The sequence below is a fragment of the Chitinophaga sp. genome, assembly GCF_017745275.1.
Classification (GTDB): Bacteria; Bacteroidota; Bacteroidia; order Chitinophagales; family Chitinophagaceae; genus Chitinophaga.
Window position 1 is genome coordinate 705,216 of record NZ_JAGHZS010000007.1, and the last position, 14,545, is coordinate 719,760.

Below are 14,545 nucleotides of genomic sequence, written 5' to 3' on the forward strand. Positions count from 1 at the left end.
ACAGCATCCTAAGCGGGCCGGCTACCATCAGTGGTAACACTGTTACCATCACCGGTGCTGGCAATGTGACCATCGCTGCTAACCAGGCGGGTAATGCTACCTACCTGCCAGCTACGCAGGTAACGCAAAGCTTCACGGTGAATAAGGCAACGTTGACAGTGACGGCGGTAAACACTTCTAAAGTATACCAACAACCTAATCCGGCGTTTACTTATACCATCACCGGATTTGTAAATGGTGAAAATAACAGCGTAGTAACGGGTACGGCTACACTCAGTACTACCGCTACTACCAACAGCACACCAGGTACTTATCCGATCACGGTAGCTATTGGCTCGTTAAGCGCTGCCAACTATCAGTTCACGCTGGTAAATGGTACCTTAACGGTTGGACAGGCAAACCAAACAACTCAAACCATCACCTTCCCTGCTATCACTAATAAAACATACGGTGCAGCAGCGTTTACACTCAACGCTACCAGCACCAGCGGATTACCGGTGACATATAGCATCGTAAGCGGTCCGGCTACCATCAGTGGTAACACCGTTACTATTACCGGTGCAGGAATTGTGACCATCGCTGCTAACCAGGCGGGTAATGCTACCTACCTGCCAGCTATGCAGGTAACGCAAAGCTTTACCATAGGTAAAGCTGCACTGACAGTAACTGCCAACAACGACTCCCGTACTTATACCGGCACCGCCTATACGAATGGCAATGGTGTCAGCTACAGTGGCTTTGTTGGTAACGATGATGAGGGCAAATTAGGCGGTACACTCAGCTATCATGGTAACTCACAGGGAGCTGTTGATGCCGGCACTTATATCATCCAGCCATCGGGCCTGAGCAGCAACGACTATAATATCACTTATGCGAACGGTCAGCTCACCATTACGCGTGCCACACAGCAAATCACCTTCACCAACATCGGTGGTAAGAATGAAGGAGATCCTGACTTTACGCTGACGGCGACCAGCAACTCCGGATTGCCAGTGTCCTTTAGCAGTGATAATACCACTGTAATCAGTGTAAATGGCAATACTGCGCATGTAGGTACTGCCGGTACGGTACATATCACCGCTACACAAGCTGGAAATAATAACTATGAGCCAGCTACTGCGGTAACACAAACCATCATCGTTACTTCGTTTATGGCGCCGGTTATTACAGCCAACGGCAGCACCGCCTTCTGTGACGGCAATAGCATCAAACTCCAGGCTACCGCTGCCCCGGCTTATGAGTGGTACCGCAACAATGTATTGATATCTAATGCTACGGGCAGCTCCTTCAGTGCCAGCGAAAGTGGTGTTTATACGGTGAAAGCCATTTATAACAATAATGTTGCCCTGCAGTCGGCACCAGTAACCGTTACCGTACATCCATTACCTGATGGCAAGTTGCAAACCAGTGGCAATACCACTATCAGCAAAGGGGAAAGTATAACGTTGACCGCTTCCGGTGGCAACAGCTATGAATGGAGCCCTGCTGCAGGATTGAATGATCCGGGTATTGCAGCACCAGTAGCCCGTCCGGCGATGACTACTACTTACCAGGTAACCATCTCTAATCTCTTTAACTGTAGCGTTACCAAAGAAGTAACAATCACTGTGAAAGAAGATTACAAACTGGAAGCTACCAACATCCTGACGCCTAACGGCGACGGTAAAAACGATCTGTGGGTGGTAAAGAACATCGATATGTATCCACAGAATGAAGTAAAAGTTTACGACCGTGCCGGAAGAATGGTATTCCAGCAACGCGGCTATACCAATAACTGGAATGGTAAAGTGAATGGCCAGCCACTGGCTGAAGGCACCTATTACTACATCATCACATTGGGTGATAGTAACCGTCAGTTCAAAGGATTCATCACCATCATCCATTCAAACTAATGATCATGAAGAAGTACATCTCATACCTCCTGTTGCTGAGTGCATTTGCACTCAGCAACTTCTCCGCCGGTGCACAAAGTACCGGTAACCCGGAAATGCTGGTAGAACCACTGGCCGCGCAATACTTCCTGGATCCCTATCTCGCCAACCCTGCGATGGCAGGTCTGGATACAGGATTACACGTGAACCTCGCCTATCGTCACCAATCGTCGGGGATAAACGGCGCCCCCATCACAAAGGCACTAACAGCCGACTACCAGCTATTCAAACGGGTAGGCATCGGCATGAATATTTTTAATGATAAGGCCGGCCTGCTCAACAATACGAAAGTGGCTTTTAGTTATGCCTATCACCTGCCCCTGTCGCTGAATGGCGCCAGCGCCCTGCACTTTGGACTGTCAGGCGCTTTCATTGCCAGGCGGCTGGATACCAAAGAAGTAAATGGGGATGTCACCGACCCGGATATTCACGCCTTTAACCGGAGAGATAATTATTTTGAAGCAGATTTTGGAATGGCTTATACCCTTAAAGGGTTTACCCTGCAGGCTTCTCTGCCTAACCTCGTCAGCCTGGTGAAAAATAGTTCCACTGACCTGGGGATCGACCGCTCCGTTTTCTTTGCCGCCACCAGCTATAAAATCAACGTCGGGACAGAACTGAGCGCCATTGAACCGAAAGTATGTTTCCGTGGTATCAAAGGCTATGATAATATCATGGATGCCGGCGCAAACTTTTCTTTTCTTAACAATCAACTGAATGCCTTTGGCATGTATCATTCCACAAATAGCTTCAGTGCAGGCGTTGGCGCCAATTACCAATCCATTGCCGGCTTTCAGCTGATCTATAATTCGCAGACGGCAGGACTCAGCAATTATACCAGCGGCACTTTTGAAATAAACCTGACACTGAACCTGTTCAGAAAATAGACATTACCATATTGTAAAATATTTTTACCACTGCATATAACGGCAACGCCTATACAGGCGATGCCCCCACGGTGGCATAGAGTAAATGCGCTACCCCCGCGCTTCCTATTTTAATTATAAGTACCTTCGCAGCAGAGTCATCATTATTTTTAAGATATAATAATTTCCTCTCATAATTAAGCCAGATAAGCTTATAGATATATTTTTTTATATATAGTGAGATAGTAAAAAAAATACGCCCATTACTCCATGCGCCAGACAAATATGAAAGGACTTGTCCTTAAAGTATTAAAAATAGTTTCCATATCGCTTGCTGCCATCATCCTGTTATTATTTTTAATGCCGATACTTTTTCCCACCACCATCTCCAATAAAATAAAAACCTGGACCAACAACAGCATCACCGGGGACCTGAACTTCTCCAAAGCAAGACTGTCCTTTTTTAATCACTTTCCGTCACTCACCCTAACCTTGTATGATTTTAGTTTGAAAGGCGCCGCACCCTTCCAGGCGGATACACTGATATCTGCCAACGAAGTAGCACTGGGCATTAACTTATCCAGCGTTTTTTCCAGCTCCATTAATATTGATGAAATATACCTGACCAAAGGAAATATACATGTACTGGTAGATACCGCCGGTCACCCGAACTATAACGTTTACAAATCATCCGATACCACTACTTCCAATAAATCCGACAGCGGCAGCGCCTCTATGCAAATTGCGCGCATACAACTGGAACATTGCAATATCATTTATAATGATCAGTCGCTCCCCATGTTCCTCCGGGCCAAAGAAGTTAATTACCTCGGGAAAGGAGATCTCAGCAAAGCAGTATTCGACTTATACTCTAAGATCAGCATCGGTTCCTTCGATATCAATTACGCTAATACCCAATATATTTTATCGAAGAAACTGAACGGGGAACTGATCACTAAAATCAATACCAACTCGCTCGACCTTATTTTTGAAAAGAATGATCTAAAGATCAATGAACTTCCTGTACGCTTCAAAGGAGAATTTGGTTTCCTGAAGAATGGCTATAAAATGGACTTTCGCCTCAGCTCCATGGAATCCGAACTGCACGCCATCTTCGGCGCGCTCCCACCGGAATATGCCAAATGGGCCGAGCATATGAATATCACCGGCACTGCCGACGTAAACGCTACGCTGATCGGGGAATATCTCGCAGAAAGCAATACTATGCCGGACCTTACCTTTAACATGAAGGTCAGAAACGGCACCATCACCCACGACAAAGCACCTGCACCGGTAAAAAACCTGTTCCTGAACTTTCAATCTACACTCGCACACCTGAACACCGACAGCCTCTATGTGAATGTAGATTCCATTTTCTTTAATCTTGATAAAGACTATTTCAGCGCCGTAGTACGTTTGAAAGGCCTGGCCACACCGGATATTTATGCTAAAATGAATACCGATATAGACCTGGAAAAATGGAACCAGACCGTAGGACTGAAAACCATAGACCTGAAAGGACGCCTGCAGGCACATCTACAGGCGAATGGCCGCTATGCCAAAACAGTGGTGTATAAAGGTTTACAACACCGCCCCGATACGGTGATCAGCAGCATCCCTGTATTTGATTTTGCCGCTACCCTGCGTAATGGCTATCTTAAATTTGCTTCTATGCCGGAAGGCGTGAAAAACATCAGCTTTAACGCTAAAGCCTCCTGCCCCGACGGCCAGTATACACACACCTATTTCAGCATCAACGATCTCAATGCCACGATGCTGAGTAACTATATCCGCGGCTACTTCCAACTGTCGAATGCCCGGGAGCCACTCATTGATGCTAAGCTGGAATCCGTGCTGCACATGAGCGACCTCAAAAAGGTATACCCGATAGACAGTCTCGATATGACTGGTGACCTGGCCATCAACGTGGCCACCAAAGGCACCTACCTGCCAGCCAAACGACTCTTCCCCGTTACTACCGGACAGCTTACCATGAATAACGGTGCCGTACAAACGAAATATTATCCGCATCCGCTGGAGAAAATTAATATAGACGCCTCCGTTACCAATACCACCGGTACCATGCAATCGCTGAAAGTAAACCTGAAGCCTGTTTCCTTCGAATTTGAAGGACAACCATTTGTGCTGAAAGCGGACCTGAATAATTTCGATAATCTCCGGTATAATATCACCTCCAATGGGGTAATAGACCTGGGCCGCATTTACCAGGTGTTTGCCATCAAAGGATACGACCTGAAAGGATTTATTAAAACGAACCTGTCGCTCCAGGGCACCCAGGGCGACGCACTCGCCGGCAGGTACAATAAACTCAGTAACAGTGGCACCATGGTGATCAAAAACATTGCCCTGACGGCCGCTCAACTGCCTTTGCCATTCGTGATCAACAATGGTGTTTTCCGTTTCGACCAGGACAAAATGTGGTTTGACCAGTTTAATGCCACCTATGGCAAATCAGGGATTAACCTGAACGGATATCTCAGTAATGTGATTGGCTATGCTACTACCAAAGATCAGCCGCTGCGTGGTTCCTTTGACCTGAAAAGCGGGTATATACTGGTAGATGAAATGATGGTGAATGGCGCGCCTAACAATAGCCCCGCCGCACCTGCATCTTCAGGCGTAGTGATGATCCCGTCCAACTTATCGCTTACACTCAATGCCGCCGCAGATAAAATCCGTTTCAAAGGAATAGACATCAGTAATTTCCATGGGCAACTGGTGGTAGACAGCAGCCGGATGAAGCTGAACCAGACCGGGTTTACCATTATTGGTGCTCCGGTAGAAATGGATGCCACTTATGTAAGCCTGCAACCTAAACGGGCATCCTTCGATTACCACATCACGGCGAAAGAATTTGATATCAAACGTGCTTATAACGAAATAAAAATCTTTCATGACATGGCCACTTCCGCTGCCTATGCCAGTGGTGTGGTAGGACTGGACTATCGCCTGAATGGCAAACTGGATGAGAACATGAATCCTGTATATCCGTCGCTGAAAGGGGGTGGTGTTTTATCTATCAAAAAAATAAAACTGAAGGGCTTCAAATTATTCAACGCGGTGAGCAGCAGTACAGGAAAAGGTGACATGAAAGATCCTGATCTTTCTGAAGTCAATATCAAGTCGGAGATTAACAATAACATCCTCACTATCAGCAGAACCAAAATGCGCATTGCGGGCTTCCGGCCACGCTTTGAGGGACAGGTGAGCCTGGATGGCAGGCTAAACCTGAAAGGGCGACTGGGGCTGCCACCTTTTGGTATTTTTGGTATACCCTTTAACGTTACAGGGACACAGAACAACCCGCAGGTAAAGCTACGCCGCGGCAGTGATAACAAACTGGAAGAAACAGAAGATCCGGATGAAGAAGATAAAAAATAGGGGTATTATTTAATTACGCCCAGCTGCTTCATCATGGTCAGTTCATCGGTTACCCGCCAGTGTTCAGCGATTTTTCCGTCCACAATTTCTTCAATATTGATTTGATTCACGCTAACAGACTTCCCGGTAGGTGGCGTACCAAACAACGTATCTGTTTGTGTGCCGGTCATAATGACCCTGGCTACTACTCTATTGGATGTCACCACCATATCCCGGATCTCATAATGCAAATCCGGAAAACCTTTCCGGATGGCATTTACAATAGGTTTTAAGCCTACAGCGCCTTTTGGCGGGTTAGGTGTAGAGGGCGTGTGATTGATATAATCAGGGCTTAATAAGCTGTCCAGCAGGTCCACATTTCCCTTATTCCATACGTCGTTGAAATAGCGTTCTACCAGCTGTTTGTTGTGTGCTTCCACGTCAGTGCCGGTGGTAGCTACTGCAGGAGCAGTAGCTGTACCACAGGCGGTACCTAACAGTAGCATCAGGGATACCAGTGCCAGCGTTGAATTATTCACCACAGGGCGCTTCCAGATAATATTATCCACCGCATATTTGCCGCTGCCATTCAAGATCACAGCGATGGCCAGCCCGATGAACAACAGATGGTATTCATAGCCTTCTCCTTTTTGCGTACCGAACCAGTTCATAAAGAAGCCGTTTTCTACGTGGGCCACAAAAATAATCCCGATGAACAACCCTATAATGGCCACTGACCATAGCCGGGACGCAAATCCCACGATCAGGGCGATAGCACCGAAAAATTCAATGAATATCACAGCAAAAGCGATGATCCAGGGTAAGTGAAGGGTTCCTGTAAAGAAGCCCATTTCTCCGGCAAAGCCGGGGCCGCCAAACCAGCCCAGCATCTTTTGGGCACCATGAGGAAATAGTATCAATCCTAAAGTGAGCCGTATGATGAGGCCTGTCCAGTCGTTGTTTGTTGCAAAGATGTTCTTTTTCATTTATTTGCCTTTATTTGATGGTACAAAGTAACGAGGCAGAAAAATGATAAAAATTAAAGTAGTTGAAGAAATCAGGACTGGCTTAACTTTTTGCGGAGCATACTTAAAAATACCGGCGTAAAGCCTAAATAAGCCGCCACCTGTTTCTGGGAGATACGTTGTTCCAGTTGCGGATATTTCTGTATAAAATCAAGATAGCGCTGTTCTGCAGTATAGGACAGGTTTTGGTTGATGCGCCGCTGCTGCGCAATAAAGGCATTTTGCAACAGGATCCTGAAGAAGCGTTCAAACTTCGGCACCTTTTCATAAAGCAGTTCCAGGCGTTCCTTTGTAATCTGCAGCAGTACGGCATCTTCGAGGGCATCAATATAATATTCCGAAGGCGTACCGGTAAAGAAGCTATACAAGTCACTGGTCCACCAGCCTTCCACGCCGAACATCACGATATGTTCCTGGCCACTGTCGTCAATCGTGTACATGCGTATGCAGCCACTGAGAATAAAGTTCTCTGTTTTGCATACCTCTCCCTGCCGGAGCAGGAAAGCTTTCTTCTTCAATGTTTTTTGGGTGAGTAATGAAAAGAAAAAGTCGATTTCTGTTTGCTCAAGACTAATATGGCGGGCCAGATTATTAAGCAACAACTCCTCATTCGTCATATAAACGATGTCGTATTGATTTACAAATATTATCCGGTGATGGTACCATTACGGTCGCCGAAAAACTGCCGTACATCGGCGGCTATTACACCGGGCACTTCCCATTCGGGGAAATGGCCGCCTTGTTCCATGATGGTCCAGCGTTGTACGTTATAAGTTCGTTCTGCCCATTCGCGTGGGGCCGGCACCGTTACACCGTCGTGTAAAGGCATCATAATAGCAGAGGGAACAGCAACGCGCGGTGGCTTTTCCGGATTCAGCACCGTTCCTGATACGGCCTCTTTATACGACCGGATAGCGGCAGCACCAGCGCCGGTGAACCAATGCAGGGATATATTATCGAGCAGTTCGTCACGGCCGAAATGTTGATCTATTTGTTCACCGCCATCGCCCCATCGCTGGAATTTCTCAATAAACCAACTGGCCAGGCCTACGGGAGAATCGGCCAACGCAGGTGTCAGCGTTTCAGGACGCAGGGCTTGTATGCGTGCGTATAAGGTTTCTGTTGGCGCCCAGGCCGCCACTTTTTGCTGATAGGCTACTTCTGCCTCGCTGAGGTCCGCAGGCATCGGCGACATAAATGGCGTAATCCCCGAACGATGCAGCCCTATTACCCGCTCCGGGTAGTGCAGTCCTATTTGCTGTTGTACCAATGCGCCCTGGTCTGAGCCGCGACAGGCAAAGCGCTCATAGCCTAGGCCTTCTGTCATTAACGGAACGATGAGGTCCGCTATCCGTTTAAAGTTCATGCCATGCTTACGGGGAATGGAACTGAAGGGATACCCGGGCATAGACATCGCCACCACATCAAAGGAAGGCGTGCCATCGGTACGGGCAGCAGTGAGCAATGGAATCAATGGCAACAACTGCACAAAACTACCCGGCCATCCCTGCATCAGCAGTAACGGGATGGGATCAGGCCCCTCTCCTTTGGCATGAATAAAATGCAGTTGTGAATCGCCGATGGTGGCCTGGTAATGATCGAATTTATTAAGCCTGGCTTCCCGTTCGCGCCAGTTGTACCCTGAAAGCCAGTAAGCCGCCAGGTCACGCAGGTATTCCCCACTGGTGCCATCTTCCCAGGTAGCATCTTCCATCGGCGATACCCAACGGGTATGACGCAGGCGATAATGCAAATCAACAATATCTTCTTCCGGAATGTAGATGCGCATAGGTTTGATGACGATACCTGTTTCCATAGCTGCTAATAATTTCGGCAGATAAAGCTAATATTTATCGCGCATTCCGCCACGCGTTTTTTGTCACAGCTTTGCGATGTTTTACAGCTGCTATCAGGCCAAACATCACAACCTCCCTTCCGCCACACTGTTAAGTTGTATCTTAGTGATCATCTAAAAAATATCCTTTTGTAATAACTCGCTTATGAAGAAACTATTGTTGGCGTTATTGCTGCTCCCCCTCACTTTTTACGCCCAAACACCCAATGCTGGCCGGTTGGCGCTAACAGGCGCCACCATCTACACCGCTCCCGGAACCACTCCCATTACCAATGGCGTAGTAATTATTGAAAACGGGAAAATCACTGCCGTTGGCACCGGGCAGCAAACGAAGATACCCGCCGCTACCCCGGTACTGGATTGTAAAGGAATGGTGCTGATGGCCGGCTTCTGGAACTGCCACGTTCATTTCATGGAGCCGAAATGGAATCATGCCGACAGCCTGCCCGTTGAACAATTGAACCGGCAACTTAATGACATGGTGAACAGTCGCGGTTTTACGCATGTATTTGACCTGGGAACGCTGGACTTTCCCAACCTGTTGGCATTGAAAGCAAGGATCAACAAGGGTGAAGTGAATGGTCCGGCGATGCTCACGGTGGGCGTTCCCTTTGTGCCGCCTAACGGCAATCCGTTTTATATAGAGCCGCTGAAGCTACCTGAAATGAGTACACTTGCTGCTGCGAAGGCGCACGTCACCGAACAGATAAAGACGGGAGCCGATGGCATCAAAGTATGGTCCGCTTCCCCTCATGCACACAAAACAGTACCGATGCCGCTGGACATATTAAAAGCTGCCTGCGTCACCGCGCATCAGTTTCACAAACCGGTTTTTGCGCATCCCACCGCTGATACCGGTGTCATTATGGCCATGGAAGGTGGCGTCAACATCCTGACGCACCCTTCGCCGGATGGGTACCGGCCATGGGATGCAGCGGAAATAAAGTTGTTACAGCAACATCAGATAGCACTGATTCCTACTTTAAAACTTTTCAAATATGAGCTGGAACGGAACAAGCTGGTAGCCGCCACTCATCCGTTGATGACTACTGCACTACAGCAGGTAGGCGCTTACGCGAAAGCCGGCGGTGAAATATTGTTTGGTACCGATGTAGGCTATGTACCTGACTATAGCACGGAAGATGAATTTCGCCTGTTGTCGGAAGCAGGACTTAGTTTTGACCAGGTACTGACTGCACTAACGACAGCGCCTGCACGAAGATTTGGGCAGGCGCAGCACAGCGGCCGCATTGCCAAAGGCATGGATGCCGACCTGGTAGTACTGAAGGCTGATCCCCATACAGATATCCGTCATTTTTCGGAAGTAGTATATACCATCCGTAATGGAAAGATGATGTATGATAGTCGTACCATGGGCGAACACTGACGCCCGGTTACTGAAAAGCTTTCAGCAGGCTATCTTTATAAGCCGGAGATACTTCCACAGCGGTGCCGTCGTTCAGGCTCACATAGCCACCGGCGCCCTTGTGGTAGGATTGTACAAAATGGATATTAATGATATGTGATTTGTGTACCCGCACAAACGGGAGGGGTAACATCTCTGCAAAATGTTTCAAAAACCGGCAGACCATTTTTTTATTACCATTCGTCAGGTAGACGTCTGTAAAATTGCCATTTCCTTTGAGGCGGACAATTTCTCCCATCTTCACTACATCAAATCCATCCAGGGTCGGTAATATTACCTGCTGCATGCCCGGATTGTTTTCACGGGCATTTTCCATGATGATACGGTTACGGTTCAGCCATTGCTGCTGCTGTAACTGTTGCTGTACCTTGTTTACAGCAAGTATCAATTCTTCAATGCTCACCGGCTTCAATAAATAATAAGCTGCACTCTGGTTGAGCGCTTTCAGCGAATATTCAGAAAAGGCAGTGACAAAAATGGTTTCGAAAGTAAGGTCCTGGCAACCTTCCAATACATCGAAGGCATTGCCGAAAGGCATTTCCACATCCAGGAAAACCAACTGGGGCTGCAACTCCTGTATCAGGCCAATAGCCTCCCGGCTATTTTGTGCGGTGCCTACAACAGTTACCTGCGGACAAAATTTCTGCAGGTAGTTTTGTAAAGCGGCCATAGCGGCGGCTTCATCTTCAACGATAACTGACCTGATTTTTTCTGTTAACATCATGACTATCCATTAAGGGAAGTTGCAATACTATCCGGGTGCCGGTAACGCCGTTGCCGGTAATTTCGTTCATCTCCAGCCGGATGTGGAGGTGGTATATATCGTTGAGTAGCTGAATCCGCTCCCGGGTATTGGTGATGCCCCTCGACTGATACGCTTTCTGGTGTACTGTTTTCAGCTTTTGGCTCTCTATCAGCCCGATCCCGTTATCCGTGATCACTACCTGCAACAAGGGACCTTGTTTCTCAAAAGTCACCTGCAGCAAGCCTTTGGTGGCTTTATAACGAAGGCCGTGCCATACCGCATTTTCGAGATGTGGCTGGATGAGCATATTGGGAATCATGACCGCATCGGCGTCCAGGCTGTCGTCGATATCCATCTCATAAATAAATTTATCACTAAAGCGCAGGTGTTCCAGGTCCAGGTAACTTTTTAACTGTGCCACTTCTACGGATAATGGCACAAAATCTTTGCTGGAATGCTCCATCACATTGCGCATCAGGCCGGAGTAGGATGTCAGGTACTTGTTGGCTTCTACTTCGTTGCTTTCCGCAATATATTGATTCACGCTATTGAGGCTATTGAAAATAAAATGCGGATTCATTTCCCGGCGGAGAGATTGCAGCGCAATTTTTTTATTCTTGATTTTAATGGCATACAGGGAGCGAATTATGAAGAATAACAACACCGCCATAGCCAGCACAAAGGCGATCAGGAAGTAGTTAAGGGTATTTTTATTTTTGATGAGCGCCTGCTGCAAGGCCTTTTCCTTTTCCAGGTCTTTGATCCTGCCTTCTGTGATATCAAAGATGCTGGCATCTACCAATGAGCTATCGGTTCTGATGAGGGTATCCAGGTGATGAAGGAAGTTGTCGTAACGGGCCAGTGCGATAGCATCCATGCGTTGGTCCCGGTAGTACTGCGTAAGCGCCAGCAGGCAGTCTTTTGTTTTGGAGGTATTGCCACTGTTGTAAGCCATGGTGTATGCAGCTTCCAGCAAGGGGCCTGTTTTTTCGGGCTGGTTATTTCGGTTGTACAATTGGGCCAGCTCCCGCGTTTGATCTATTTGCAATTCTACATTGTGTTGTTGCTTTGCTTTTTCCAACAGTGATTCACTCAGGCGGATGGCGTCTGCAACTTTATTGTCGGCCACATATACGCCCACAATTTTCCTGCTGATAGCGCTGATCTCTTTGGTATTATCGCTTTTCTCGATGGCTTTCTTAAAGCTGGCAATGGCTTCAGTGGAGTTATTTTGCAGCAGCTGGCTATTACCGAGTTGTTTGTACGCGTCTGCGGCTTCCTCTTTCTTTCCTTCTCTTTCAAAGATAGCGGCGTTGGACTGGGAGTATTTCACCTGTGCGCCGGGATTGGTGGCATTTTGCAGGCGGTTGGCATCATTGGTATTGATGGTGTCGGTCCGTTTATCTACGCCGATGTCGGCGGCTGAGAGGTAGTTTTGTATCGCGGAATTAATTTTGTGCTGCATTTCCTGCACTTTTGCCAGGGAGCGGGCAGCAGTAGCGGCGGCCTCTTTATCATTCAACCGGTTGTAAATATCCAATGCCTTTTGCAGGTAGTTTTCTGCCCGGGGATAGTCGTGCTGGTCGGTCAGCTCTTTGGCCAGGGCCTCGTAGAAGCCGGCTGTTTTAAGGCTGCCATCATCATTAGATAATGAATTACTCAGGTCTTTCGCTGCCTTTGACTTCCGGAAACCACCTCCCTTTTTCGACGGGTAATCCTGTGCGTCTGCCTTCGGGGCTAACAGCAGTATGCCAGACAAGATAAATATGCCACTACAGTAACGTATCATGGTAATAGATTCCAGCACAAAATAGTTTTTTTCCGAATGGGCAGGGCCATATTTCACCCTTTGAGAAAGGTGTTTCACCAAGTGTTGCTTATGAGGGCGGCTAGGACCGTTTATTTTCATCCCATCATCTTAAACCAAATAGTATGAAAACAGCATTACTCGCCTGCGCATTGCTGGCATCCGGTTTCGCCTTACGGCGTTATGAAGCCCGGCATCCTATATCCCGTCCGGCCCTTCATCCCGTTGTTGTTCCAAAGCCCTCTCCTTCCGCCTCTCCTTCTGCCGCCGACAACACACATATACAGGTAGCCCTGTTACTGGACACTTCCAATAGTATGGATGGATTAATAGACCAGGCCAAATCACGGCTCTGGAATATTATCAATACCCTTACTACCCTGAGAGACAAGGGGAAAGCACCCGTAATTGAAATTGCACTGTATGAATATGGCAACGATGGTTTACCGCGTGAGCAGGACTATATCCGGCAGGTGACCCCATTGACCACCGACCTGGATCTCATCTCCGAAAAATTGTTTGCCCTCCGCACCAATGGCGGTTCCGAATATTGTGGTGCGGTCATCCGATCTGCCCTGAATTCCCTGCACTGGGGCGCTGATGAGGCAGATATGAAGCTCATTTATATTGCCGGCAATGAATCCTTTAACCAGGGAGAAATCAGTTATAAAAGATCAACTGCTGATGCAGTAAACAAAAACATTTTCGTTAGCACCATCTATTGCGGGGATAAGCGCAGCGGCATCGGCGAACTCTGGAAAGACGGCGCCGACAGGGGTCGTGGAGAGTATTTCAATATTGACTCCGATAGGAAGGTAGCGTTTATTACCACGCCTTACGATGCACAGATTGAGGCCTGCAACGACCGGATCAACAAAACCTATATTGCATACGGTGTGCATGGCGCCTCCAAAAAAAGCAACCAGGTGATCCAGGACAGTAATGCAAAATCCCTCTCCTCCGCCAATTCTACAGAGCGTTACGTCAGCAAATCAAAAGCCATCTACAAAAATGAAAGCTGGGACCTGGTAGACCGGGTAGAGCAGGATAAATCGGTGTTGAAAACCATGACAAAAACTGATTTACCCCAGGAACTGCAAAACAAAACCCCTGAAGAAATGTATGCCATCATTAAAGCGAAAGGCGAGGAAAGAGTAACTATTCAGAAAGAAATTGCCACCCTGGCCAAACAACGGGAAAAATATATCGCAGAGGCATCAAAAAATGTGTCCCATACAGATGATCTGGGCGCCGCCATTAACGGCTCCATTATACGAATGGCCAATGCCAAAGGCTACCAGGTGGAAAAGTAATTATGCGAATAGGAACAGAAAGCTATTGTAGCGGGTGATCAAAGCCTACAATCACCCGCTACAATAGCTTTTGCTTTCTCCCTTCTGCTTTCTGCTTCATTAAAAAAATGTTAATCTTCCCGCAAACGCTCATCTGTGGCAAATAGTATCCGTCGATTTTCTTTTTTTGCTATCAAAGTTTTATTACTTTTGGTCC

The 14,545-nt window shown here is 47.5% G+C and carries 10 protein-coding genes; 5 read left to right on the forward strand and 5 right to left on the reverse strand.

The genetic code is table 11. The features are described from left to right. From J7623_RS22435 to J7623_RS22445, 3 genes are all read left to right on the forward strand, one after another. The coding region (locus J7623_RS22435; protein WP_291924591.1) for an MBG domain-containing protein at positions 1-1,892 on the forward strand (1,892 nt) is incomplete at its 5' end. Between the two features lie 5 nt (positions 1,893-1,897). Beyond that, positions 1,898-2,818: a PorP/SprF family type IX secretion system membrane protein gene (locus tag J7623_RS22440; RefSeq protein ID WP_291924593.1), complete on the forward strand. Its 921-nt coding sequence runs from the start codon at positions 1,898-1,900 to the stop codon at positions 2,816-2,818. Positions 2,819-3,067: 249 nt separating this feature from the next. After that, positions 3,068-6,199, forward strand: a complete 3,132-nt coding sequence (locus J7623_RS22445) for an AsmA-like C-terminal region-containing protein (protein WP_291924595.1) — start codon at positions 3,068-3,070, stop codon at positions 6,197-6,199. A gap of 5 nt (positions 6,200-6,204) precedes the next feature. Here the strand turns inward: J7623_RS22445 and J7623_RS22450 are convergent, their stop codons facing one another. The 3 genes from J7623_RS22450 to J7623_RS22460 all read right to left on the reverse strand — a co-directional run bounded on the left by J7623_RS22450 (position 6,205) and on the right by J7623_RS22460 (position 9,019). Next, positions 6,205-7,164 carry an ester cyclase gene (locus J7623_RS22450; protein WP_291924597.1) on the reverse strand — a complete coding sequence of 320 codons (960 nt, stop codon included), beginning with the start codon at positions 7,162-7,164 and terminating at the stop codon, positions 6,205-6,207. A gap of 71 nt (positions 7,165-7,235) precedes the next feature. Next, the gene (locus tag J7623_RS22455) at positions 7,236-7,820 is read right to left on the reverse strand and encodes a Crp/Fnr family transcriptional regulator (protein WP_291924599.1); all 585 of its coding nucleotides are present in this window, start codon (positions 7,818-7,820) and stop codon (positions 7,236-7,238) included. Positions 7,821-7,849: 29 nt separating this feature from the next. After that, entirely contained in the window at positions 7,850-9,019 is a 1,170-nt protein-coding gene (locus J7623_RS22460; RefSeq protein ID WP_291924601.1) for an epoxide hydrolase family protein, read from the reverse strand. Between the two features lie 184 nt (positions 9,020-9,203). Between J7623_RS22460 and J7623_RS22465 the strand changes: the two genes are divergently transcribed. After that, entirely contained in the window at positions 9,204-10,445 is a 1,242-nt protein-coding gene (locus J7623_RS22465) for an amidohydrolase family protein (RefSeq protein ID WP_291924603.1), read from the forward strand. Between the two features lie 7 nt (positions 10,446-10,452). Here the strand turns inward: J7623_RS22465 and J7623_RS22470 are convergent, their stop codons facing one another. Together J7623_RS22470 and J7623_RS22475 are read right to left on the reverse strand one after the other, a co-directional pair. Beyond that, complete coding sequence (locus J7623_RS22470) at positions 10,453-11,208, reverse strand: LytTR family DNA-binding domain-containing protein (protein WP_291924605.1); 756 nt, start codon at positions 11,206-11,208, stop codon at positions 10,453-10,455. Further along, complete coding sequence (locus J7623_RS22475; RefSeq protein WP_291924607.1) at positions 11,171-13,096, reverse strand: histidine kinase; 1,926 nt, start codon at positions 13,094-13,096, stop codon at positions 11,171-11,173. Before J7623_RS22475 ends, J7623_RS22470 begins: the two co-directional genes overlap by 38 nt. A gap of 65 nt (positions 13,097-13,161) precedes the next feature. Between J7623_RS22475 and J7623_RS22480 the strand changes: the two genes are divergently transcribed. Then, a complete protein-coding gene (locus J7623_RS22480) occupies positions 13,162-14,349 on the forward strand; it encodes a hypothetical protein (RefSeq protein ID WP_291924609.1) in 1,188 nt (395 codons plus the stop codon). The last annotated feature ends 196 nt before the right edge of the window (positions 14,350-14,545 follow it).